This is a genomic window from Endozoicomonas numazuensis, from assembly GCF_000722635.1.
Lineage (GTDB): Bacteria > Pseudomonadota > Gammaproteobacteria > Pseudomonadales > Endozoicomonadaceae > Endozoicomonas_A > Endozoicomonas_A numazuensis.
In genome coordinates, this window is the sequence record NZ_JOKH01000010.1 from 66,495 (window position 1) to 90,796 (window position 24,302).

Annotated in this window: 20 protein-coding genes and 2 pseudogenes; 10 read left to right on the forward strand and 12 right to left on the reverse strand. The window is 44.3% G+C overall.

The features are described from left to right. Window positions 1-46: 46 nt before the first annotated feature. The 7 genes from GZ78_RS25310 to GZ78_RS25340 form a co-directional block, all read right to left on the reverse strand. The gene (locus GZ78_RS25310; RefSeq protein ID WP_152558953.1) at window positions 47-1,459 is read right to left on the reverse strand and encodes a coiled-coil domain-containing protein; all 1,413 of its coding nucleotides are present in this window, start codon (window positions 1,457-1,459) and stop codon (window positions 47-49) included. 915 nt (window positions 1,460-2,374) lie between these two features. Next, window positions 2,375-3,256 carry a dTDP-4-dehydrorhamnose reductase gene (rfbD, locus tag GZ78_RS25315; protein WP_034842683.1) on the reverse strand — a complete coding sequence of 294 codons (882 nt, stop codon included), beginning with the start codon at window positions 3,254-3,256 and terminating at the stop codon, window positions 2,375-2,377. 2 nt (window positions 3,257-3,258) lie between these two features. Beyond that, window positions 3,259-3,837, reverse strand: a complete 579-nt coding sequence (gene rfbC / locus GZ78_RS25320) for a dTDP-4-dehydrorhamnose 3,5-epimerase (protein WP_051786542.1) — start codon at window positions 3,835-3,837, stop codon at window positions 3,259-3,261. Between the two features lie 176 nt (window positions 3,838-4,013). Next, a complete protein-coding gene (locus GZ78_RS25325) occupies window positions 4,014-5,663 on the reverse strand; it encodes a polysaccharide biosynthesis/export family protein (RefSeq protein WP_081870044.1) in 1,650 nt (549 codons plus the stop codon). A gap of 59 nt (window positions 5,664-5,722) precedes the next feature. Next, on the reverse strand, window positions 5,723-6,964 hold the full coding sequence (locus GZ78_RS25330; RefSeq protein WP_051786544.1) for a hypothetical protein: 1,242 nt from the start codon (window positions 6,962-6,964) through the stop codon (window positions 5,723-5,725). A 23-nt stretch (window positions 6,965-6,987) separates the two neighbouring features. After that, complete coding sequence (locus GZ78_RS25335) at window positions 6,988-7,710, reverse strand: ABC transporter ATP-binding protein (RefSeq protein ID WP_236631690.1); 723 nt, start codon at window positions 7,708-7,710, stop codon at window positions 6,988-6,990. Continuing rightward, the gene (locus GZ78_RS25340) at window positions 7,638-8,417 is read right to left on the reverse strand and encodes an ABC transporter permease (protein WP_034842688.1); all 780 of its coding nucleotides are present in this window, start codon (window positions 8,415-8,417) and stop codon (window positions 7,638-7,640) included. Before GZ78_RS25340 ends, GZ78_RS25335 begins: the two co-directional genes overlap by 73 nt. Window positions 8,418-9,249: 832 nt before the next feature. Here GZ78_RS25340 and GZ78_RS30840 point away from each other — a divergent pair. From GZ78_RS30840 to GZ78_RS25375, 8 genes and pseudogenes are all read left to right on the forward strand, one after another. Further along, window positions 9,250-9,531, forward strand: a complete 282-nt coding sequence (locus tag GZ78_RS30840) for a hypothetical protein (RefSeq protein ID WP_330217635.1) — start codon at window positions 9,250-9,252, stop codon at window positions 9,529-9,531. Beyond that, a complete protein-coding gene (locus GZ78_RS25345) occupies window positions 9,482-10,615 on the forward strand; it encodes a glutamine synthetase family protein (RefSeq protein ID WP_330217636.1) in 1,134 nt (377 codons plus the stop codon). Before GZ78_RS30840 ends, GZ78_RS25345 begins: the two co-directional genes overlap by 50 nt. Before the next feature lie 12 nt (window positions 10,616-10,627). Further along, on the forward strand, window positions 10,628-12,016 hold the full coding sequence (locus GZ78_RS25350) for an aldehyde dehydrogenase family protein (RefSeq protein ID WP_034842691.1): 1,389 nt from the start codon (window positions 10,628-10,630) through the stop codon (window positions 12,014-12,016). A gap of 47 nt (window positions 12,017-12,063) precedes the next feature. Further along, the gene (locus tag GZ78_RS25355; protein WP_034842692.1) at window positions 12,064-13,236 is read left to right on the forward strand and encodes an iron-containing alcohol dehydrogenase; all 1,173 of its coding nucleotides are present in this window, start codon (window positions 12,064-12,066) and stop codon (window positions 13,234-13,236) included. A 438-nt stretch (window positions 13,237-13,674) separates the two neighbouring features. Continuing rightward, window positions 13,675-14,049, forward strand: a complete 375-nt coding sequence (locus GZ78_RS25360; protein ID WP_034842695.1) for a Tse2 family ADP-ribosyltransferase toxin — start codon at window positions 13,675-13,677, stop codon at window positions 14,047-14,049. Then, complete coding sequence (locus GZ78_RS25365) at window positions 14,049-14,291, forward strand: hypothetical protein (protein WP_034842697.1); 243 nt, start codon at window positions 14,049-14,051, stop codon at window positions 14,289-14,291. The genes GZ78_RS25360 and GZ78_RS25365 overlap by 1 nt, the downstream gene beginning before the upstream one ends. Before the next feature lie 84 nt (window positions 14,292-14,375). After that, window positions 14,376-15,346, forward strand: a pseudogene (locus GZ78_RS29190) (IS1595-like element ISEnu2 family transposase). 28 nt (window positions 15,347-15,374) lie between these two features. Further along, entirely contained in the window at window positions 15,375-15,695 is a 321-nt protein-coding gene (locus GZ78_RS25375; protein ID WP_201772802.1) for a hypothetical protein, read from the forward strand. A 136-nt stretch (window positions 15,696-15,831) separates the two neighbouring features. Here the strand turns inward: GZ78_RS25375 and GZ78_RS25380 are convergent. The 3 genes and pseudogenes from GZ78_RS25380 to GZ78_RS27915 form a co-directional block, all read right to left on the reverse strand. Continuing rightward, a protein-coding gene (locus GZ78_RS25380) for an ISNCY-like element ISEnu1 family transposase (protein WP_407919821.1) occupies window positions 15,832-17,300 on the reverse strand; the annotation gives its coding sequence in 2 pieces (ribosomal slippage) (window positions 15,832-16,856 and window positions 16,856-17,300; 1,470 coding nt in all). A 453-nt stretch (window positions 17,301-17,753) separates the two neighbouring features. Then, a complete protein-coding gene (locus GZ78_RS25390; protein ID WP_081870046.1) occupies window positions 17,754-18,413 on the reverse strand; it encodes a transposase in 660 nt (219 codons plus the stop codon). An 18-nt stretch (window positions 18,414-18,431) separates the two neighbouring features. Continuing rightward, window positions 18,432-18,728: pseudogene (locus tag GZ78_RS27915) on the reverse strand (transposase); the annotation flags it as partial. On the opposite strand from GZ78_RS27915, the gene GZ78_RS25400 reads away from it, so the two are divergent. Both GZ78_RS25400 and GZ78_RS25405 read left to right on the forward strand, forming a co-directional pair. Beyond that, window positions 18,695-19,003, forward strand: coding sequence for a hypothetical protein (locus tag GZ78_RS25400; protein WP_201772806.1), 309 nt, complete (start codon window positions 18,695-18,697; stop codon window positions 19,001-19,003). The pseudogene GZ78_RS27915 and the gene GZ78_RS25400 overlap by 34 nt on opposite strands. Before the next feature lie 33 nt (window positions 19,004-19,036). Then, window positions 19,037-20,089, forward strand: coding sequence for an IS3 family transposase (locus GZ78_RS25405; protein WP_034842700.1), 1,053 nt, complete (start codon window positions 19,037-19,039; stop codon window positions 20,087-20,089). A gap of 53 nt (window positions 20,090-20,142) precedes the next feature. Here GZ78_RS25405 and GZ78_RS25410 read toward each other — a convergent pair whose 3' ends face one another. After that, window positions 20,143-22,233: a MutS-related protein gene (locus tag GZ78_RS25410; RefSeq protein WP_034842702.1), complete on the reverse strand. Its 2,091-nt coding sequence runs from the start codon at window positions 22,231-22,233 to the stop codon at window positions 20,143-20,145. Then, a complete protein-coding gene (locus GZ78_RS25415; RefSeq protein WP_236631699.1) occupies window positions 22,226-24,223 on the reverse strand; it encodes a MutS-related protein in 1,998 nt (665 codons plus the stop codon). The genes GZ78_RS25410 and GZ78_RS25415 overlap by 8 nt, the downstream gene beginning before the upstream one ends. Between the last annotated feature and the right edge of the window lie 79 nt (window positions 24,224-24,302).

Genomic DNA, 24,302 nt, shown 5'->3' on the forward strand with positions numbered 1-24,302 from the left:
AAAAAATCCAAATAATAATGTTGCTCATTTTGTGGGTAGAAATTTTTTAATTTTTTGCATTTGAAATTGATCGTCCTTCTGATTTTCCAAACTTTATATAGTGAATGAGTGGGTTTATGCCTGACTCTTTAACATCAGGGTAGTCTTCAATATAATTTTTTGTGTTAAATCTGAAAGATGGACTGTATCCTTTGCCTGCACCTACAAGTATAAAATGCATAAGAGCTTCTTTCTCTGACCTTCCTACTTCAGGATACTCACTTAGATACCATTTAGCACTAAAATACTCTGACTCCTTTAAGAACTCATAATCTTTTTTTTGTTTCTTGGAAAGTCGCGAAATGGGCTTTAGTCTATTGAAACTGAATGACACTGATTGTTTATTATTAAGCTTAATCGATGCATCTTCTGATTTTAGGGGGGTAGAAATTTGGCTCTTTTCTTCCAGTATTTTGGTGAGTGTTGCCAGCTCATCAAATCGCTCATTTAATGATCTTTCGAGCTTTTGGTTTTCTTTCTTCAGGTCTTCAATGATCCTGGCTGCGGCAGCCTGATCTTCTTCAAGAAGTTTATTGTTTTCTTGAAGCTTGGTAATAACCAGATCTTTTTCGCCGTCAATCTTTGTAGAATCTTCAGGCTTTTTATTTTTGTTTGTCTTCAGTTGTTCAATGGCTTTGTGAGCCTGGCTTAATTCAGCTTTTGTTTCTTGATATGTACTCTCAAGAGAAGCTTTATCCTGCTTTGCACTTTGAAGTGTTTGTGACAGGTCGGCTTTTAATTTTTGCTGGTCTTTTTCAAGCGCAATTTTATCTTGATCTGACTGGTGAAGTAGCTTTGTCAGTTCTGCCAGTTCGTCAAATCGTGTGCTAACCGAATCTTCAAGAGCTTTCTTTTCTGCTCTGTTTTTTGAGTCTTGTTGCTTTAACTGTTCGATATTACTGCTTAATGTCTCAATTTTTTGCTGACTTCTGTGAGCTTCATTTTTTACGGATGAGAGTTGCTGCTCAAAAGATGTCTTCTCGTCAGCTAGGCTACTCAGGTTCTCTTCAATATGAATTCTTTGTTTTTCAGCTTCTTTTAGTTGTGCGAGCAGTGCAGTTTTTTCACTATCAACAGATAGTAGTTTTTCCTGTTGTTGAATGATTTTATCATTCAATTGCTTTTGTCTCGCCTTACTGGTCTGACTAAGCCAACCTTCATAACAAGCACTGCCCAGCCTTCTGTAAACATCATGTAGGACACGGTTACTGGAATCGTTCGATCCTCGGTTACAGAGTGACTGTACTCGAGCTGTTTGCTCCTGACCAAAACAAACGAGCAGTAGCCCATTACCATGAGTGAATTCAAAAGTAGGGTAGGTGTCTTTCAGTTTTCTACAAATCGGCTTGAGTTCTTTTTTCTGGCTGCCGTGAACCAGGACAACGGATTTTTGTGACAGCTTTTTTTGCCACTTATCCATTAATGCCTTATCGAACAAAATAGAGTCATTGTATTTTAACAGCAAAAGATCAATGGAGCGGTCTTCATAGTCATTAATCAGTTGTTTACTGTTCTCTTCAGAGATCAGTGAGAACTCCTGATAATGCTCATGATTATAGTCATTGATTTTCTGCTGATGATTACAAGTGTTGCTCAGGGTTGCATGACAGAGTGTATCAAGATTCAGCTTGTCTACTGCCTGGCAAAAAGCGAAGTAAGAGCTTGCAGAAGACATCTCTGTTTCAAGTATGTTTGCCGGCTCAAGGGCTTCTGTCAGCCAAAAATAAAATGGGATGTGTTCCAGCCACTCGGACTCTTCCAGGTATCTGGGTCGCCAAAACATGGCCCTGGAAGATAATGTAGGCAAAATGCTATTGCTGGTATCAATTATATTTTTTAACTCGGTCATAACTGGGTAACTTCAGAACTGTAAAAATTATTTGGAAAAGTAGTGTTCGCTAAAAAGCTCGTCTTTTTCTTAGACCATTGCAATTTATTACTATTGAAAGGCCTTTGTCTGTATTCACTATTTAAGTGCTGTTCAGCAATATTATGATTTTTTTCAAATAGTTCTTTTGGTTCATCCCCAACTCCTTATGGGCAAATGGTTAATTGCTTGTGATGGCTATATGTGTTTGATTTAAGTGTTTAGTGACATTTTATGCCGATCATAAGGACTTGAGCTCTGACAGAGGCAGCTCATGCACTTAGTATCTGTCTTGAAATAAATGCCTGATCAATATACGTACCTTGTTCAGCCTGAGCTTGTAGAAGGGTGATAGCTTTTCGACAGGCTCAGCCTCAACGGGGTCTGGTAAAATCAGGTGATTATTGCCGAACTATTACTTATCACGAGAGCATGAGTTATATACAGCTCAACTAACAAATTACGACTTCAATCCACAAGCTCTAGTAGCATTGATTTAAGTGCACTACGCCAATGTATAGGAGAGAGTGCTACTTGAATTTGAGCTTCAGTTTTGTCCAGTACACTGTAGGATGGCCGCTTGGCAGGTGTAGGGTAGGCTGATGATGGAATCGGTTTTACGGGTATGCCTTTTTCCAAAAGCCCCAATTGTATAGCCTCATCTTGTATGGCTACAGCGAAGTCGTACCAACTTGCTACTCCTGCATCAGTCCAATGAAGGATAGGTGGTAGCTGGAAGTGAGTCGATTGGAGTCTGGATAAAGTTTGCCAGCAACAGGATGCAAGCGTTCTTGCTGAAGTCGGAGTACCTGTCTGGTCGGCAACAACTCCCAGCTCTTCCTTTTCCTGCATCAGGCGCAGCATGGTTTTTACAAAGTTGTTGCCATGAGAAGAATAGACCCAGGCTGTTCGAATGACTACAGCCTTGTTCCTCAGTATTTCAATAACCTGTTGTTCGCCTTGCAGCTTGCTCTTTCCATAGACACTGACCGGGCTGGTTTTATCCGTAACTTTATACGGCGTTGACTGAGTGCCATCAAAGACAAAATCAGTAGATACCTGAATCATCGGGATATCATGCTTTGAACAAGCATTAGCCAGAAATGCTGGGCCATGAGCATTCACCGCAAAGGCCGCTTCTACCTCTGTTTCTGCTTTATCAACTGCAGTATAAGCCGCTGCATTGATCACAGCTTCTGGTTTATGCTCATCAAAGTAGGCATTGATAGAAGACTGAGAGGTAATATTCAGTTGATCTCGATCAGCGCACAACAGCTCTATGTTATCAGGCACTGTTCTTTGCAGTTCATAGCCTAATTGCCCATTAGCACCCGTAATTAAAACTCTCATCTTTACACTTCCCTTGCCCAGCTTCCGGCTTTCAACTTCCAGCTTCCAGCTTTTGAAAGCGCTATGGCATTTTCGTCTTTACCAGACAAAAGAGGTGCTTCACCATTGGCCAATGGCCACTTTATCGCAAGGTCGGGGTCGTTCCAGGCAATACTCATGTCATGTTCTGGTGCGTAATAATCGGTACACTTGTAAACAAAGTCAGCGCTTTCGCTGGTGACATAAAAGCCATGAGCAAAACCTTCTGGTACCCAGAGCATGCGTTTGTTTTCTGTAGAAAGATAAACGCCGTGCCATTGTCCGTATGTTTCAGAGTTTTTTCTCAAGTCAACGGCTACATCAAAGACTTCTCCGTGAATCACTCTCACGAGCTTTCCCTGAGTGTTTTGAGTCTGAATGTGCAGGCCTCTTAATATGCCTTGTTTGGATCGACTATGGTTATCTTGCACAAAATGGCTGGGAAGTCCAAGTGCTTCAAACTTTTTGGCCTGCCAGGTTTCCATGAAAAAGCCGCGTTCATCACCAAACACCTGAGGTTCAATAATTTTCAGACCTTTAATGCCTGTTTCGCTGACTTTCATTCTATTTTGCCTTATCTAACGAGGGGACGTTTGCAATTTCGAGTGGGATTATAACGTCTATTGGGCAATAGAGCCCACTGAGCTATCTGTCACTATTATAAACACAGCCGTTTGGAGAAAGCTGAGGTAGACTTTTGTCCATCTCAGCTGAAATCAGGTATTTGCAGAAGTTTATGTTAAAGGCTCAGTACCACTGCAGTACTCATGGCCACTTGGTAGATAACCTGCATGATATCACTGGTGTACTGCATGGTTTTCTCATCAGCTTGTGGCATGACAAGAATCTCGTCGCCGGGTTTAACATCATATTGTGCTAAACCGCTGCTGAACCAGCCGTCTTTGTACTCTATACGTGAAATGGTACCGTCACGGTGCAGAATCAATACACGGGATTGATCAGCTTTTTGAGAATAACCACCCGCTGCAGACACGTAATCGTTAATCGTTTTGCCATTGTCAAAGACCATGGCGTTAGGGAACATGACTTCGCCATAAATCTGGATCAAAACCGTTTTATTGGGAATAACGATTTTGTCTTGATCTTTTAGCAGCACATCCAGGCGAGTTTCGTTCTGCCCCAAGAGCACTTGACCACGAGGTTCAGCCTTACGGGCTCTTTCTACAAATTGCAAAATGGATTCTGCGTCAGCTTTCCTCAAGTTGGCTTCACCAATACTCTTGCTTCTTGCAGACAGCGCAGCTTGTTCTAATTGCTGTAACTGAACTTCTAACATGCCCTTCTGACGTTTGGCTACGGACTCCCGGAACAATTGCATGGCTTCCATATTGGAGCGGTCGTTAGGTGTAAGGCGTGACATTAAGTCTTTAATGGTGCTGCCATAAGGCAGGATATAGATCGCCTGACCATTGTGCTCTCCTTCAACAGAAACGCTGATGGTGCCAGGCATTTTGTCAGAAACAACGGTGACTTCATCACCGCTCTGAAGCTGAACTTCTGCGGTGGCTGTAATGGGCAGGTATTCAACGTTGCGTTTGGCCATTTGATTTCTGGCAATACGAACGTGGGTGGCTTCAGGGAGTACACCCACCATGTCCAGGGCACTTCTGAGGGAGGTTTGACCATCGGCAAACTCAATCTGAACCGGGTTTTCCACGAGTCCATCAAAGGCAGCTACACCTTGTCGTGTTTTGACTACAAGCGTATCGCCATCACCCAATTGAACTTGTTCAATACTGCCAGACAGCAGAAATTCATAGAGATTAAAGGTAGCTCTTGTCTCGCCGTTTCGTTTTAATTCGACATTCAAATAACTGCCAGACTCTGGACGAATGCCTCCGGCTTTTGCCAGAAAGGCTAATATCGAATCGGATGAAAATCCGCCGTACAGCCCAGGTGACTTAACAAACCCGGTTACAAATAGTTTTACCGGTTCTGCTGCATTCAAGCTGGCGTATAGATTCACGTTTTTCTGGTAAACGCTACGCACTTTTTTCTCAATAACTTTATTGAGGTCTTTGTTGGCAACACCTTGCAGTTGGACTGGGCCGACCTGGGGAATAAAAACATTACCCTGAGCATCAACCGTGAGCTCTACTGAGACTTCATAGGCCCCCCACATTTGCAGAGTCACACGATCGCCAATTGCCAGAGTGTATTCCGGGTTGAATCCTTTAAATTCTGCTTGTTTGAACCCTGCAAATAAATTTTGTCCGAACACTGGACGCTGTGTAACGTTTTCAACCAGTTCTGGACCCGCTGTTTCCGTGTCAGAAGATTTGGGGATTGCTGTAGTGGCAAGAGAAGTGGCAGAAGCAGCCATGCTCAGCATAAGAGCGGCTGTTGATGTAACGAGTGTAAGTTTCATAATTTTATAATCTGGAAAGGCGAAAGTGCTTTAACGAAATGTTTATTATTAAAATATCGTTAGTCTCGGTGTTCGTAGACCGTGGCACGAATCATACGAGCCAGGGCAAAAATCATAAGCAGAATCAGTAATAGGTTAGTGAGGGAGTAGGCCACTCTGGGGTATTTGGCATCTTGAGCCTGGTAGGGGCTACTGACTACAACCAGTTGCTTGAGCTTACGGCTGGCTTCAGTACGGGTGCTTTCCAGAGCAACCAGTGCAGAGGTATAGGCTTGAGTCGCCAGGTCAAGGTCCAACTGTAATTCTTGTTGTCTGGCTGCAAGGTCGTTGATTGATGTGGCATCACCGTCAACCAGTTTGTCTTTTTCAGTCGTAATCTGTGACTGAAGGGCCCGAATCCGCTGTCGCAATGTGATGACTTGTACTGAATTTTCATTCAGGTAAGAAGTCAGTGTCTGCAGCTCGGTTTGGTTTCTGATCAGTTCACTTTGAAGCTCATTCATAATGCCGCTAAGGGCAGCACCTTGTTCTTCAACGCTTAATAATCCGGTTTCGTTCTGGAAGTTCAGCAGCCTGCGAGTGAAATCTTTGAGCCTTTGTCCTGCCAGCTCAACTTCTGAACGGACAAATTTCAGTTGTTCATTGGCCATGTTATGGCTTATTTCATTTACAAAGCTTTCACTCTTCAAGAGAATCAGGTCGGTGACTTCTTTGGTGAATTCTGGTTCAAAGCCTTGAACCTCCATATCCAGCATGCCATTGGTATCATTGTATCGAACATTGATATGGGTGCGATAAAAGTCAAGAAAGTCTTCCTGACTGGCAGACGGCGAAAGTCTTGAAATCCAGTCAGCAGATTCAATGTAGTGTTGCTTCAAGGCGATGTTTTCATCAAGGTAATCCAGCATATCCGGTGACTGTATAAAGGTCTCCAGAATCCGTTGGTCATTACTGGCCTGCGGGGTAACACCAAACAAACTCAGGCCTTCAATGGAGCCGCCGCCTGAGTCACTTTTCTCGATCAGAAAGCTGGTTTCCGACACATAGCGATCAGATGCAATAATTGTGAAATAAAAGGCACAGAGTAACCAGGGGATAACAACAATAGCGGTAAACCACCGGCCTGTTTGATGTTGTAGCAAGGCAGCCCTTAGTTTTTGAACAGGCTTTAGCTTCTTTAACCTTTTCTCAATACGATAAAGAGGTTTAGAAGAGTCTCTATTCTTGGTTTCAGGTGCGGGGCCTTTGCCTTGCGTGGAAGTGTTTTCTTGTATTGGCGGAGCTTGAATAGTGTCTGGCATTTTATAGTGGTCAGGATAAGGAGTTACATGGAGTTATAAGCGTCAATGGCATCATCTATTGTGTCATGAACATGGATCGATCCATCTTTTATAAAAATGCCAATATCGCACTGCCGCTTTAGCTCATTAATGTTGTGTGAGACAAAAAGAAAGTTAGCAATACCTTTTTTGGCGTCGAAGGTTTTTTTGCATTTTTCCTTGAATCGTTTGTCACCGACTGCTGTCAATTCATCGATTAGGTAGTAATCAAAGTCAAAAGCCATGCTGACTGCGAAAGAAAATTTTGAACGCATCCCTGATGAGTAACTCTTAAGGGGCATCTCAAAAAAGTCACCTAGTTCAGAAAAGCTTTTAATGTAGTCAAGTTTTTCTCTGATTTCTGACTTGTCTTTTCCGTAGATCCGGCAAATAAACTCAGCGTTTTCGCGGCCTGTCATGCTTCCCTGATAACCAGAGAGCCCAAGTGGCCATGACACATTGCCTTCGATTTTGATGGAACCCCTATTTGGAAAGTCAACACCCGCAAGGAGTCTCATTAAAGTAGACTTGCCGCTGCCGTTGGCGCCAAACACGCCAATGTTTTTATCGCCAGGCAGGGTCAGATTAATATCTTTAAGTATGTAATGCCGACCCTGAGGGGTAGGGTAGTATTTAGTAACGTTGTTGAAAGTGATCATTGAGTTAACATCTTGCGCCAATTCGCTCTGAGCATTAATAAGCCCAAAGTCAAGGATGCCAATGCCCATAGTTCCAGATATTCAAGGCTAAGTAAGCTGGTATCGTAATCGTATGAAAAACTGGAGCGCATGAACTCAAAAACATGGATCAATGGGTTCCATAGCAAAAGCTCTTGTGCATTCGCAGGAAGTTCATTGATGGAGAAAAAGGTACCGGAAATAAACATCAGCGGCCTGAGTAAGGCCGGTATGAATTTACCCGGTTCGGGGTAAAGCGTATTGATTACACCGAATATTAAACCTAAACCGAATGCAATGATGCTGAGCAGAATGTAGGCGTAAATAAAAATCAGGCTGTTCACAAGACTGACTTTGTATCCTACCCACCAGGTAATCAGTATGATTACAACCAGTACAATAAATGATGTAACAAATTCTAGAGCGAAACGAGTTAAGAATGTATCAAATACCCTGACTTGCCGATAGATAAGAAGATTTTTATTGGCGTTGACTGCACTCATTGACTGCATTATTACTTTCTTAAAATACAAAAAAGGTGCAATACCTGTTGCCAGGAAAAGTGGGATTTCCAGGCCTCCGACAGAGCTTCTTCCACCAAAGTAAAAGAGCCCCATGAAAACGGCTATTTGAAGCAGCGGCTCAATAAAGGCCCAGGCAATGCCAAGCCGGTATGCACCAAAGCGGGTTTTGAGCTCCCTGATCAGTAGTGCATGAAGTACTGCGATTTGAATTTTTAATGGTGATCTGGCTTGCATATTGAATTTAGATCTGAGGGGGTTTCGCTCAGGCCATTGTTTAATAATGAGGAGCGGGAATGTTTTAAGTAAAGGTTGGCCTGTGCGGCAGCACGGCAATCATATTTGGGCACGCTACCGCCCATCAGTCTTTGTCCTGGTCGCTAAAGTGTTCGAAAAGGACGCGCATATGCAGAAACAGCGCAGCAATAAATTTGGCGCAAATTTAAGTTATTTGACCTAATTAGGAAATAGTGTCTTTTCGCAGTTGTTTAATATGTGAATATGTGCGTCTGTCGTATTACTTGTGATAAAAGATGGTTTTCAGGGTAAATTGAGCCTGAAATAAAAAGGAGGTTACGAATAGGTGGTGTATCTTTTGTTCCCTTTATCCGCTGAATCATATTCTCTTCCATAGAATGCAGTAGTATTTGTCGCGGAATATATACGACATGTACACCTAATGCAAGTGCTGTCGTCTTTATAGATCTATGATTTACGATACTACTGTGAATTTGTGAATATAACAACAAATCGTCGTGTAATGTAAGTGAGTTTTTAGACGTTCAAAGGTAAGCTGTCTGTTGCTCTAATCAGTTTAAAGGTCGCTCTGATGTTGTTTTAGGGGGGAATTCATATTTTTCCTCAAATAAAGGCTATTCATTTTGTACAAAGAGTAAGTCAATCTGTATTTTTCAAGCATTTTTATTGGCATTTAAAAAGTATACTTAGATATTTTTTAAAGAGGTGGAATCTTATAAAAATGAGTTGTTGATATATTTGTTTTTATCTACCACTGATATTTAAATTCTGATAAAAAGAAAGGAATAAAAATACTAAATCGGAGCGCCCCATGCCAAGCCCCAGGGATGTCAGGACGGTAGAGGATGCTAGGAGGCTGACTCATGTCAAAGTGGGCCTTTTCGATAACTATGGTGTGCTTTTGGGTAAGTACATGAGCAAAGGCAAGTTCTTTGCTTCTTTGGAGAAAGGTTTTTCTTTTTGTGATGTGATTCTTGGATGGGATACCAAGGATCAATTGTACGACAATGTCTACTATACGGGTTGGCATACGGGTTATCCAGATGCTCCTGTTCGTATTTTGCCTGAAAGCTGTCGCGAACTACCGCTTTGAGAACGGCATGCTTTTCTTTCTTGCCGAATTTTCGGGTGACGCTGAATCACTCTGCCCAAGAGGCACCCTTCGCAGGGTCATTGAAAAGGCGGAAGATCTGGGCTTTGAAGTCAGCTCTGCTTTTGAGTACGAATTTTTTCTATTTAAAGAGACCCCTGATTCGGTTCGTGAGAAAGGTTTTCAAAATCTAAAGCCTATTACTCCGGACTGGTTTGGTTATTCAGTGTTGAGAAACTCCGTTCATTCGGAGCTCTATCATCAGATTCTTGATATGGCGGAGGTGATGGACTTTCCCATTGAGGGGATTTACACCGAGACGGGACCAGGGGTGATTGAAGCTGCGATTACCGTCGATTCTGCTCGTAATGCTGCCGATAAAGCCGCTCTTTTTAAAACCTTTCTGAAAGTACTCGCCCAGCGCAATGGAATGATGGCTACCTTTATGGCGAATATGGCGAAGTGGTCGGCAGATTACCCAGGGCAGAGTGGTCATATCCATATCTCTTTGAAAGACACTCAGTCCGGCGAGTCTGTTTTTCATGATCCTTCCAATCCCCATCAGATCAGCAAACTCCAGCGACACTTTATTGCTGGTCAGCAGAGGCTCATGCCTGATTACCTCTGTATGGTTGCTCCTACCGTTAACAGTTATACCCGAATGGTTCCTGGCTTCTGGGCTCCAACCCATGCTACCTGGGGAGTCAAGAATCGGATAACGGCACTCAGAGTAATTTCTGGTTCTGAGCATTCTCAACACATTGAATATCGTGTTGCCCCAGTCGATGCTAATCCTTATCTCGCTCTTGCTGCAGCCCTGGCATCGGGTTTGGGAGGTATCGCCAATGAGTGGGAGCCAGAGCCTCAGGTTAAAGGCAATGCCTACGAGCAAAATCATTCATCTGAGCTAGCCTTACCCTCGACACTCTGGGAGGCGTCACAAAAGTTCAAGCAATCGTCTTTTGCCCGTGAGTGGCTGGGTGATGCCTTTGTTGATCATTTTGCGGCTTCCCGAGAGTGGGAAGAAAGGGAATTCAGAAAACATATTACTGATTGGGAATTGGATCGTTACTTCGAAATCATATGACTCGGGCTGAATATGGAATCAATCCAGAAAACTGTTTCTCCGGTAGATGGCTCAATTTATGTAGAGCGTGAGTTGGCCAGCGGCGACCAGGTCGATAAAACCCTTCTGCGTGCTCTGAGTGCTCAAGAGCAATGGCGAAGCTTACCGCTGGAAGAAAGGGTTGCTCTATGTAGTCGGGCTGTAGACTGCTTTGTTGATAATAAAGATCAAATAGCGGATGAAATTACCTGGCAGATGGGTCGACCTATTCAATTTAGTGGCGGTGAGGTTTCAGGTTTTGAAGAGCGTGCACGCTTTATGCTGGATGCAGCAAGTTCTGCTTTAAAGCCCATTGTCTTGCCCAAGCGAAGGGGGTTTGATCGTTATATTAAAAGGGAGCCTTTGGGAGTGGTTCTGGTCATAGCTCCCTGGAATTATCCTTATCTCACCGCTGTGAATTCAATCGTACCGGCGTTAGTCGCCGGTAATGCTGTCATCATAAAGCATTCAGCTCAAACACCTCTTTGTGCTGAACGAATGGTTGAGGCGTTTCTTAAAGCAGGTGTGCCTGAAGGTGTGTTTCAGTTCCTTCATATGTCTCATGAAGAAACACGACACCTTATTCAGTCGGGTGGTGTACGACATGTCGCTTTTACTGGTTCAGTACCGGCAGGAAAAGAGATAGAAAAGGCTGCTGCTGGCCAGTTTATTAGTGTAGGCCTCGAACTGGGGGGGAAAGACCCTGCCTATATTCGTGAAGATGCTGATCTGGATGTTGCGGTTGAATCTGTCCTTGATGGTGTATTTTTCAATTCCGGGCAGTCGTGTTGTGGCATTGAGCGGATTTATGTTCATCAGTCCATATACGACGATTTTCTCAAGAGAGCTGAAACGTTTGTGAATCAATACAAGCTGGGGCCTGCTCACAATCCTGAAACCACATTGGGCCCCATGGTCAGAACCAGTGCTGCGGAGTTTGTCAGGCAGCAGGTTGCAGAGGCTGTAGAACAGGGCGCTCAAAAGCTGATTAATGAGAAAAAATTCCCTCAGTCAAATTCGGGAACGCCTTATCTTGCTCCCCAGCTGTTGGTTAATGTGAACCATTCCATGCGTATTATGCATGAGGAAAGCTTCGGGCCGGTTGCGGGTATTATGAAGGTCTCTTCTGATGAAGAAGCAATGAAGTTAATGAATGACAGTGATTTTGGTCTGACTGCAGCAATTTATACTCAGGACCTGGAGAAGGGGGTGGAGCTGGGTGATCAGATTGAAACAGGCACATTTTTTATCAATCGGTGTGACTATCTCGACCCTTCTTTAGCCTGGACTGGCGTGAAGCAGTCCGGGAGGGGATGTACATTATCAGAATTGGGTTTTGAGGCTGTTACTCGTCCCAAGTCTTATCATGTTAAGCAGGTTTGAGTGTGTGTGAAGTGGCTTTGTCGGGATATCTATAGCGGGAGCGTTTTATGTCTGAGCTTGAGTCATTCACGATGCAATGGAATTATCCTGCTTCTATAAGAGTTGGAGTGGGGCGTATCAAGGAACTGCCCGATGTGTGTTTAGAGTTGGGTATTAAAGCGCCTCTCTTGGTGACGGACCCGGGCCTTAAAGCTTTACCTATGTTGCAGAATGCATTGATCAGCTGCCATGAGTCAGGACTTGAGTGTCATCTTTTTTCAGATATTAAGGGCAATCCTACCGGGGAAAATGTCGAGGCTGGAGTAGCTGCTTTTAAGCAGGGTAACCATGACGGAGTCATTGCTATAGGTGGAGGTTCCGCACTTGATGCGGCTAAGGCGATTGCATTGATGGTGGGTCAGGATCGTCCCATCTGGGATTTTGAAGATGTGGGTGACAACTGGAAAAGAGTTAAAAGAGAAGGCGTATTTCCAGTCATTGCGGTACCTACCACTGCAGGTACAGGGTCAGAAGTGGGGAGAGCCTCTGTTATTACTCATGCTCAAAAGCATGTTAAAAAAATCATATTTCACCCGGATATGATGCCCCAGGTTATTATTCTTGATCCCGAGCTCACCACAGGGTTGCCAGGCAATATTACTGCCGCAACAGGGCTGGATGCTCTCTCTCATAATCTCGAGGCATATTGTTCGCCGTTCTTTCACCCTATGGCTGAAGGTATTGCAGTAGAAGGCATCAGGTTAGTTAAAGAAAATCTGCCTCTGGCATATGTCGAGGGATCTAATCTAGTGGCTAGAACTCATATGCTGGTCGCTTCGACCATGGGAGCCACTGCTTTTCAAAAGGGTTTGGGGGCAATGCATGCGCTTGCTCATCCTCTTGGGGCGCTTTATGACGTACACCATGGTTTATTGAATGCGGTGCTGATGCCTTATGTGCTCAAGATGAACCAATCCGTTATTGAGCAGAGAATCAGTCGTTTATCCTTGTATCTTGAGTTGCCCGGGCAGGGGTTTGGGGCCTTTTTTGACTGGGTGATACAGCTTCGCTCAGATCTGGGTATTCCGCATACGTTATCAGAACTGGGCATTGGCGAGAATGATGCTGCCAAAGTGGGTCTGATGGCTTTTGAAGATCCATCTGCTGCGGGTAATCCGCTGCCACTCTCGGTGGAGCAGTATCAATCCCTTTTTTGTTCTGCCGTTCGTGGTGATTTATGATGTGAAAGGCCATCACGATTGAAGAACAACCTTTAATACAGACATAAAAAAAACCGATCGATTGATCGGGTTTTTTTATGTCTGGTCGGAGTGAGAGGATTCGAACCTCCGACCCCCACAACCCCATTGTGGGGGTTGCTGTCTTATGATCCTTGCGGCTTAGAGTTCACGGGGGGGTAGGTGTTTCTACAGTGCAGGGTTTTTATATTTTTTTGGATTGTCTTGTCTCGTTATGGTCCTATTGCTGTACATTATTTGTCCATATTTTGGTGAGATAATATCCGCTATTGAGTTGTTGTATGATTTGTGTACTCACACTCAAGAAATGTCATAACTTATAGCTATACATTGATTCTTGTATCCTGTATATCTAGCTCTGTCACAGGCTGATATTACTTCTATAACAAGGAAATTAATAAAAAGAGAAGGTGACATGGAATGCAGGTAGAAGATTTATTCCTAGCTCCTGAGGATCTGTATAGGCTTGGAAATTCTACAAGTCCTAGGCTGACAAACATCAGGCGGCCAAAAGATGTAGACACTATAGACGTCAATGGTATTGCGGTGGTAGTTGCCAATGGAAAAGGTATCTCGCTTTCGACAAAGCAGCGGCTTGATTCGGCTCCAATGTCAGGCTGGGTTTGGAAAATACCAAAAGGGGTTCAAGTACCCTCTGGCCTGAGGTTGCTTAATGATCGACCTGGCCATTACAGCCTTTGTCCAGTCTCTAATATGCCTCTTGATGAATTCAAGGGTTTACTGTCAAAAATGGCGATGAAGTGCCAGAAAGTTTTTAAAAAGCAGGTTGTATAATGGCTGTTATCCGTGAAATGAATGTGGCCCTCCTGGACTGGGAAACTCGTTTACTCCTGGAATCTTTAGATAAAGAGCTGGCCAGGCTGAAGGCTATTTGTGATACGTCTGAGGATGAAGACGAAGCTGCAGATGCTGGCAACGACTATTTGGAAGCAAAAGGCTTGAAAGAGAGGTTGGAAAAAGAGGCTATTTCTATTTTCGGTAGTCAGATTTCTTGCTTTGAAAATACTACTTTGTAAGTGACTTATTGGGTGCTGGCTATGTTTCGCTAAAGGGTTGACAGGACTAAACTGTCACGAGGTTCTTCAACCGGAGGCTAGGTTATGCAGTCTCAGCAGTTTCAAGAAGTTCTTAATGCAATTTCGTTACTGACAAATCAACAGAAAAATATTCTGCTTAATGCACTATCGGATCGACATTCCCCTTCCGATATTGCTGTCTCCATCGAAGAGGGCTTTATAAAGGCACCAATATGCCCACACTGCGGTTCTGAAGATCTACAGCGGTGGGGTATTCGCAACCAGCGCCAGCGTTTTCGTTGCAAGGATTGCCATAAAACTTTGAACTCTTTTTCCAAAACACCATTGGCTCGACTCAGGCACCCCGAAAAATGGTCCAGTTATCTTAAAGGAATGACTCATTCTCTCACACGCTTCGTCCGGCTGCCAAGCAGTGCCAAATATCGCTTGGAACTTCATTCCGCTGGCGTCATCGCTTTTTGCAAGCCATTGAGCATGATCAGGCACCAGAGCTTGGTGGTATAGCGGAAATCGACGAAACATTCTTTCGTGAGTCGTTTAAGGGGCAGAGGAAAGGTCTGCCTAGACCTGCTCGCAAAAGAGGCTCCGATAAGAAATCTGAATGCAGGAAAGTCCCAGTCATGGTAGCCAGAGATCGCAACTGTCACACTGTAGATGGTATTCTTGATAACGAGAGTGCAGACGAACTTTGTCGTCATTTGAATGGTCGAATCAATATTGAAACTGTTGTTTGTGCTGATGCAAGCCTCGCTCACGAGAAGCTTGCGAGGAAGCTGGGATTCACCTTCAAGGAGCTGGTGACATCATCTGGCAAAAGGGTTTTAGATGGAATCTTTCACTTACAACATGTCAATGCATATCATGGCCATCTTAAGGGCTGGATAGAAGGGATTTTTCATGGGGTTGCGACAAAATACTTACCACATTACCTGGGCTGGCGTAGAGCTTTAACCGGGATTCAAACTCTAACACCTGATCGATTGGGTAATAAAATTATGGAGTTTCTCCGCTTTCAACCTTTAAGCGCAACATAGCCTTGGGTGCTAGTGGAGAATAAAAATAATGCTGCTATCAAGTACAGAGACCCTGCCAGAAGGCTGCGCTATCAAAGAGATGTACCATATGGTTCAACTCACGCGCACCGTCGAGATTTCCAATAAAGACCTTTTAAGAAAAATTCTTGAGAGAAATAAGAATGAGTACAAGGAGGCATTGGATGCACTTGCTAAGTTAGCCCCTTCAGATGCAAACGCCATCATTGGTATTAAGGTATCTTCATCTACACAGCAATTCAGTAATGGGACTTTTTTATATTTAGTGCCCGAACGGAAAATGCTCTTTTCTGTTCGAAGTTCAGCCTTCATAAGCCAGATATTTGAATAATCGATCAATAGACTTTCTGATTTGCCAGTTTCATCGTAATTTTCTTACCAAACTCGTCATTTCTGCAATTTCAAGACAAGCGACGACCTCAGTCTTTACTGATTTTATTCTTTTTTCGAATTAACCGTCAGTGCTTTCAGCCACAGAGTCGAAGTTGTCGTTTTTTTGCGCTCTTTCGTTCTATTTTCTGAAGCTCTGCCCCCATCTTCTGAAAATTCCTGGCAAGAACTCCGAGAGCAACATAGCGTTTCAGTCCATCTATTCCGTGATCCGCGCATTTATCCAACCCGTGAGACTCAAGTGCATTGATCGCTGATTCTACCGCCGAGTGCTTTCTTTTAGCCGCTTTGAATTCCGGGTCGTTTTCCCGCTCCTGCTCGGCCCGGGTTCGTAATCCCTTTTTTGGTAATACGACCATAGTAAGGTATTTAAGCAAATCTTTTTGGTTGAATGGTGAGTGAAACCCTTTATCAAAACTGCAAACGCTCAAAGATGGAAAGGCGGCTTTGGTTGCCCGGATGATCGGAACGGCAGCCTTTTCATCGGTTTCTTTCTCCATGACCCGATGGTTCAGAATAAAACCATACTGGTCTTCAACAATCGCCAAACGGACGCCAAGCTCAACCGGAACACCTGCTTTACCTTTATTGATCCACTCAGTATGCGGCTGAAAGAGCGAGAATACTTTTTCATCATGAGGGATTTTTTCATGGTCGATCAATCGACGTTTAACATGATCCACCTGCCGCTTACCATGATCGATAAACTTCTGGATAGAACTGTATTTATTCGCTGGACATATCGTAATGAACGCCTTGTCCTGAAGTGTTTCTTCAGCTCTGTTAATCAATGCCTGACTGCCATTCAGGTAGTTCTGACAGGCTTGTCGGATTTCCTTGTCCCTTTGAAGTTTTTTGGCAGGATCTTTCGAAGTAGAGTGTCGTAATATCTGTACACGACGATACATTTTTTTCAACTGATTCAGGTTGTATTGCCACTGTCGCCAACCACTTACCTCAGCCCTGGCTGCAAAGCGTGCAGTAAGAACAACGACAGTTCTGACTGCATCAAACAAAAGGTTGAGATCTGTCGGGAAATGAACATCGGTTTCTAAAACATAAGAGTCACAGCGACCTCTCAGCGGATCTTCTTTTTTTTTCCAACTATTTTATGGCCTTCAGCCACAACGACTTCATTAATCTGATTGAGCAGTTCGGGGGTTAAAAGTGAGACGTTATCCTTAATCGTCTGGAGCTTATATTCATACAGGTCATACATCCCGTGACCGAGCATTGCCCGGATGGTGGCGTGTTGGTTGGCCATTTCCCGAAGCCGGTCATAGTTCCAATCAAGATTTAACCGGAGTACACCCAGAACAAGGATCTTCCACAGCTGCATTCCTGGTCGCCCCCTGTCAGGGCTGATATTTTCAGGGACAGCCTGCTCCAGAAGAGAAAAGACTAAATCCCGGGCTTCGGCATTCAAATAGAGGTGTTGTAAGCCAAGCAGGATCTGGGGAATATCATCACGGGACCGATGATCGAGTTCAATGCTACCAATATCCACTTCACCGATCTGAAGTTGTCTGGATTGTACCTGTCGCATGATTATTTTTGAGCCGAAGAATGAAGGAAATAGACATGATTAGGGCTATTCTAGCGTTAAAAGCCAAGCTTTAGGAAAAACTTCATACGGTAAATATGACGTAGACGTCTTGATCTATAAGCTATTCGAGGATTTTCGTTCAGGCACTAAATAGGTCAACTATTCGCACAAATTCAGTGAAAAAGCTGACTCGTTCTACTGAATTTTATGCTCGGCCGCTATTCTCGGTCAGCCTCCTAGCTTTTGTCTGATCAACGACTTGTACCTTTATCTCATTTCTCAACTTCTCCTCAAACGAGTTCACCGTCAAAACTCTGATAGCGACAAGGAGGAGGTACGCTTGAGTTTAAAAGCGATTGTCAGGATCTGGGTATCAATCTGCAAACACAGCTCATACAGAACATGAAAATGAGCTACCCAGATGGGATCATCATTAGATCATGTGGGTAATTTTCAGCGCTTTGCTGTCACCGGGTAAAGCTCAAGACCACCGCAGTGAAAGTAAATTGCTGTTTTGAATCGCTCTCTGTTTCTATAGCCGTACGCTCTTCCCTTAAGCCTCTGAATTTTGCCATTCAACCCTTCTGAACGACCGTTGTCGGCTTTTAAAACGATAGCGTTAATGATGCCCCACAGGTGCTCTTTGACTGTCTTTGCTGCTTTCTTCATTGGCTCAAGACGGCATCTCTGCGCCCAGCTTAACCAACGAGCCCAAGCCTTTTTAGTCCAGGCTCGTGACTTGTAATCCCACTGTGACATCGCTGTTTCCTTGATCGACCAGGCTCGCGCTGTTTTCAGGTTGGAATACCGTAATGACTCGAATGCGTCCCACTTCTCGTCAGTCATGTTGTCAGGGTTCGTTAACCAGTCGTACTTGGTACCCTTTAGCACACCAGAGCCTATTGTCATCAGGCTTTTATGCTCTTCCAGCCGTACCTTGTTGACGGCATTCCCCAAGTGCTGGGCGACATGAAATTTGTCGAAAGCGATCTTGGTATGAGCTTCAGGCACATGATGCATAACCGCATTAATGTAAGGCTTCCACATGTCCTTAGCCACACACTCAATGCCTTCCTTTTGCTCGGGTGTCAGGGTCTCAAAATATTCGTTCAGGCTTTCTTTTTTGCCTCGTCAGTAAAATCTGTGGGTCATTTCCGGTTCAGGCAGCTTGCCGAGTGCATGATATAAAGCGATTTCTGCGCATTTATAGGTTCTGATATAGGTTCTGAATCCGTATGATTTTCTCGTAGTGAGTTTTATCTTGGTATTCAGACCCTCAACAATACCGCTGGAATACGCCTTTTTTGCCCGGAACCAGTTCAGGATGAGAGGCTTGTGTCGTCGAACAGTTTTAGCAACTTTTTTCATCGGCTCTATCTTTGATCGCATGACTCTTGTACACCAACGATCCAGATATTTTTCCGCCCAATGTGGTGAAAGAAACAGAACTGTCCGAATATTGTCGGAAAAAGGGCTTGTTTCCTGAGCAAATAGCACAATGGGAAACCGCCTGTTTGACAGCCAATGCTGAAGCTGCCGAACAGCGTAAACTGCTTGCTGAAGAACGCAAACAAGACAAGAAAATCATCAAGAACCTTGAACGTGAACTCAATCGCAAGGACAAGGCTCTGGCTGAAACCGCTGCCTTGCTGGTACTGGCAAAAAAGGCCCGCGCGATCTGGGGGGAGCGCGAGGACGATTGATCAGCCTCCAAGATCACAAAAATGCTGTAAACCATGATTGAACAAACAATGGAACAAGGAGCCAGACAACTTGCTGCCTGTCAGGTTCTGGGACTGTCTGTACGCACCTTTCAGCGATGGAAACAGGAGGATAATGTGAAAGTGGATGGCAGAAAAACAGCGAACCGACCTGCTCCGGCTAACAAACTTACCGAGTCTGAATGTCAGGCCATTCTGGCGGCGTGTAACGAGCCTCGTTTTCAAAGTCTGCCACCCAGCCAGATCGTGCCAACCTTGTTGGATGAGGGCCGCTACATTGCCTCTGTATCTTCGTATTACCGAGTTCTCAAGGCGAAAGGCCAGCAACACCGCCGTGGTCGGGTTAATGCCTCTGGAGGGCGCAAACCTACCTCGTATGTAGCTAAAGGGCCGAATCAAGTATGGTCCTGGGATATCACTTACGTTCGCTCAAATATCAAAGGGCAGTTCTATTACCTGTACATGGTCGAAGATATTTTCAGCAGAATGATCGTTGCATGGGAAATCCATGAAACAGAGTCTGCAGATCATGCTGCAGAGATGATAAGCAAAGCCTGCCTGAAACATGACATTGGCCAACTGGATAACCTGCTTGTCCTGCACTCAGACAATGGCAGTCCGATGAAGGGTGCAACCATGCTGTCCACCCTGCAACGATTGGGCATTGTGCCGTCATTCAGCAGGCCAAGAGTCAGCCGGCCAAGAGTCAGCAATGACAACCCGTTCTCAGAGTCTACGTTCCGAACCATGAAATACCGTCCTGATTACCCAACAAAACCCTTTGGCTGTCTGACGGAAGCACGAGAGTGGTCGTCAGGTTTTGTGACCTGGTACAACGAGGAGCACAAGCATAGCAGCCTGAAGTTCGTCACACCTTCACAAAGGCACTATGGTGAGGCTAAAAAGTGTCTGACCCAGCGAGAGAAGCTGATGGAGCAGGCTAAAGCCAGAAACCCTGAAAGATGGGGTAGCCGATCAACACGGGACTGGTCACTTCAGGATGAGGTCTGGTTAAACCCTGAACGATCAGAAGCTTGTATTAAGCCACTTGTTAAAGAAGCGGCGTAAGGTGGAGGCGACAACTTTGTTGACAAACACCGCTGTTCAGGCAGAGAGGGAGTTTAATATTCAAATAGCTCTGGATAGTTCTGTTCCAGCTCTTCTTCAAACATCTGAATCGCATTGGTGTGCGGACAGACGCCATCGGTCAGTTGAAATCTCATAGAGGTAATCCCACCAGCCTGCTCATCATAATCGGCTTTCATGTGTTTATTGGCAAAGAGTTCAGGGTGCTCCTCTCCCAACTCGTGCAGTTTATCGAAGTGAGTTGATATGAGAGCGGTCGTGTGAGGCATGGCTCCTAGCTTTGCAACCAGTCTCTTGGATACTGCTGCACCAGTATGCGGGTTGGTTGTTCTGAAGAGCTCATCAGCGATAACCAGAACTCTTTTACCTTCAGCCGACTGTTCTTTCAGCTGGTAGTTGTATTTCCAGACAGTTCCTACCGTTTCTTTTTCTCCTTCGTAGGATGAGCGACCCTTCTGATCTCTCTTATCAATCAGGCTGTCAAAATGAGTAAAGGGACGAAAATGGAACGTCTTGGCCGCCGCTATGCCCAGAGTCTGGGCAAAAAAGATCGTGTTGATACCAACGCTTCTGAGGAAGGTCGATTTGCCTGATGCATTGGCACCACTGAGAATGATGTTGCGCGGGGCAGTATCGCCTAATGTCAGGTTACTGGCTACTGCCTGATGAGCCGGTAATAACGGATTCCATAAACTTCTCGCAGTAATTCCAGGACCTTCCTGAATACGTCCATAATCATTCTTATCAAATTTGACAAAACTCCAACGACGGTGGTTGCCTATGCCTTCCGCAACAGAAAGATAAAAATCCAGCTTGGCAGCATTGGCCAGTAGTCGGATTATGGTTTCTCGAAGAGCCAGGATTCTTCGAACAGAGGCCACAATGCGCGCAAGGTTGTGCTGATATAAATGACCACCAGTTGAAATTTGATTCATGTATATGCGTAGTTCAGAAACTAACTTTATCTCACTTTTGTTCAGGAAAAAGTTGATGTCAGGAAGGTCTTGAAAACTATAGAAATTGAATAAAGCTTCAATGAAAGGTTTGAACTCCAGCAACCTTCTGGCCATATCTTCATTAAGTTTTTTTTTGTCCCAATGATGCTCGTAGGTTCTCTGTATGGAGAGTGCAAGGCTCAGCGGTATCGTGGCCAGATCAGCCCAGCTATCTGCCTTGGCGGAAAATATCAGCCAATTCACTATTCCGTGAAGCTTGTTGTTCTCTGAATAATAATTGAGTTCTCTTGATCTTTTTTTGAACCTGTAATTGAAACAAATAGAGCTGACGGCGAGGAGACTTTCCGCATAGGCTATATACTGAAAATGTAAAGAGTAATGACCATTAAAGTTGTAATCCAAAAGACTGCAGATATTTGGGTTTGTGATGTTCTTGTAGCCATTGAGTTCGCTAAAACCAGAGCAGGGTTCCCGAATATTTGAAGAATTATCGTCTTGCAAAAGCTTGACAGGAATGCTTTCATCGATTAATGCTGACGCATCCAGAAGATGGTTGAATGGATGTTCTCTGATAAACAGGGCTAGGCCTTTGTCTAAATGTTGATTCAACGTTTTAAGATTGGACTGAAGATTTCGGCGGAGGTTGTTGTCTTTCAGGGCTTTAATCAAATTCTTCCGATGACTGATTTTTGAGTCACTCCAGGTGGCTCCATAAACCAGCAGGTAGGCTCCATAAAATTCGCCCAGAGTGCTTGTTCCTGGAAAGGCCATATCGTAAACGTGAGCTTTTCCTGGGGTCTGAAAGACCTGTGTATCCTGCCAGACATCAGTATGAAACTGAACGGATCGGTTGGTGGTGTTGTGTGTGTCACATTCAGGACAGAATTCAGGCAGTAAATAGTGTTCCAACATGGTTCTTGTTCGTAAAGGAGAGAGCTTTTCGTGGGTAGAAACGGCATTGTGCTCAAGGTCTGTAAATTTAGAAAGGTAATATTTTTTCAGGATCTCTTGTCGATCGATCTCCATGCCATACGCGCAGTGGATGCTGGCTAGAAGAACAGCAGGCAGAAGTGACAGAAAATATTTCGTCACTACTGAGGATGAAGCCTTGTTACCGAATAAGTTATGGAATAAGGCAGTAAAAAGGGGATTCCATAGCCGCTTATTCATCTATCTCACCTTCAGCTACAGCAATGTTTCTTATTTCTTCGTAGATTTCAGGGATGAACTGAAATTCTTCCATCAGTTGGTAGAGGGCGCTGTTCTCTTCATTCTGCCCATCCCTTAACTGGAAAGTTCTGATCAGAGTGCCGTTTGTTTTTTTTACATGCATATGTTTTAGGGCAAAGTCTCTGGCCTCCGGGGTGAGCAGGGATTTCAGATCATAGTGAGAAGAGATTATAGAGAGAGTTGTTAACTGACGAGACAAGGCTCTCAGCACTTTTTTGATAACCTTCAGGCCATCCCTTGGGTTGGTACTGCTTAAAAGCTCATCAAAGCAGGCGAGCATATTCTTTTTATTTCCCATGGATTCAGCTTGCTTTAAAACCGCTAAAGCTTGCTGGAGTTCTCCCTTGTAGGAGGAGTAGTCTCCCGTCTTGTCGCTTTTATCCATATAGCTATGGGCTGCATGAAAGAAACTGGTCTCAAAACTTTTTGCTGTCGCTATGCCGACCACCTGGGAAAGAAACAGCACATTGATTGTCAGGGCTCTCATTAAGGTCGACTTGCCCGAGGCATTTGAGCCGGAAAGGATAAGACCGTTTGGTGCGACTTCTGATTCAGCATTGCATGTGGTTGGAGTTGGGGACCAGTAACAGATTGGTGAAGGGGCTGAGCCTTTTGTACCAAGCAACACATTGTTTGTGACCGCATTGTCTGGATCAACAGCCGGGTTCCAGAGGTCAAGAGCACGAATAAAGGCTGGCTGGTCTGAAAATTCTGTAAATGTAATTCCAGGCTGGTTTTCAGCATCAGAGTCCATCCGTTCAGAAATGGAAAGATAGAGATCCATCTTTGCTGTCTGATAGAGGACTTTGGCAATCGTCTTTTTCAGTTCAATGGATTGTCTGAGCGTCTCTGCGGCCTTGGTTATGTAGTATCTGCTGGCCGTTGGGTCTTTGTAGATGAGCCATTCGGAATCATAGAGAAAGGCGTCAATGGCTTCTTTTTCATAGGAGGTCAGATCCAATCTCAACGCTTCAGGCAATTCAGTTTCATCGTTGAGCCTCATGGCAATGCGCAGGTATTGAGATAAAGCATCAAGGCGAACTCTGAGTGCTTTATAAATCGTCATATTCCTTTTCTGATTTAGCTGTCGCAGGGTGTATTCGAAAGTTTCCAGAGCAATAGCTGAACTGATATAAAAGCCTACGTAAGTTATGGAAAGAACAAATGAGCATGATAAATAGCGCGGTAGTAGAAACGGGGCTGTAATCACGTTGGCTGTGGAGATACCAAACCAGGTTTTCAGGGCAATATACAGGGTCCAGGACAGTGCGTAAGCAGAGCCGTCGTATATTTTTTGCAGAACAGAACGATAACCATATGACGCCAAAGATTCTTGCATGGCTGTGCTGTAAATAATGTCTGATGGGTCAAAAAAGCTGGTAATTTCAGGCTCGTGAGGACGTAGTTCTTCAAGGGTTGCCAGTGCTTTTTTTCGTGTGGGCGCAGCCTGACTGGCCTCTTTTACCAATGTTTGCTGATGTTGAAGAACCTTGTGGTCACTGGTTGGTTGCGCCAGTATCAGCGCTCTGTAAATCTCCCCGGCTAATGTTTTACTGGGAAACAGGTTATCTAACAGAGAAGGACGTTCAGACCTTTCATCTCCTACAACACGGTTGTCTTCCCAGATCCTCGGGCTGAGTTTTACGGGCTTGGGTATTTTGCTGATCTGTGCCGCGAGCAGCCTTACTAGAACCTCTCTTTTTTGATATTCCGTTTTGTTTATAGCTTTTTGTTCAGCGAGTCCTGATGGATCATTTATCAAGGATACAAAGCGTTCATTGGCAGGATCAACCAGATCCGGTGCATCTTCTTCCATATCCTTGTTAAAGGACTTCAGATAGATATCACCCACCTCTTTAACCGCTGGAATGATTTCTGCCCGAGCTAAAACAGGCAGTAAATATAAGGCGCAAACAAGGCGACAAAACATTCGACTCACAAGTATTAACTTCCAAATTTTGTGATTATTCGTTCTGTTAAAAATTTGCAGTGAGGGCAGTATAGAATGT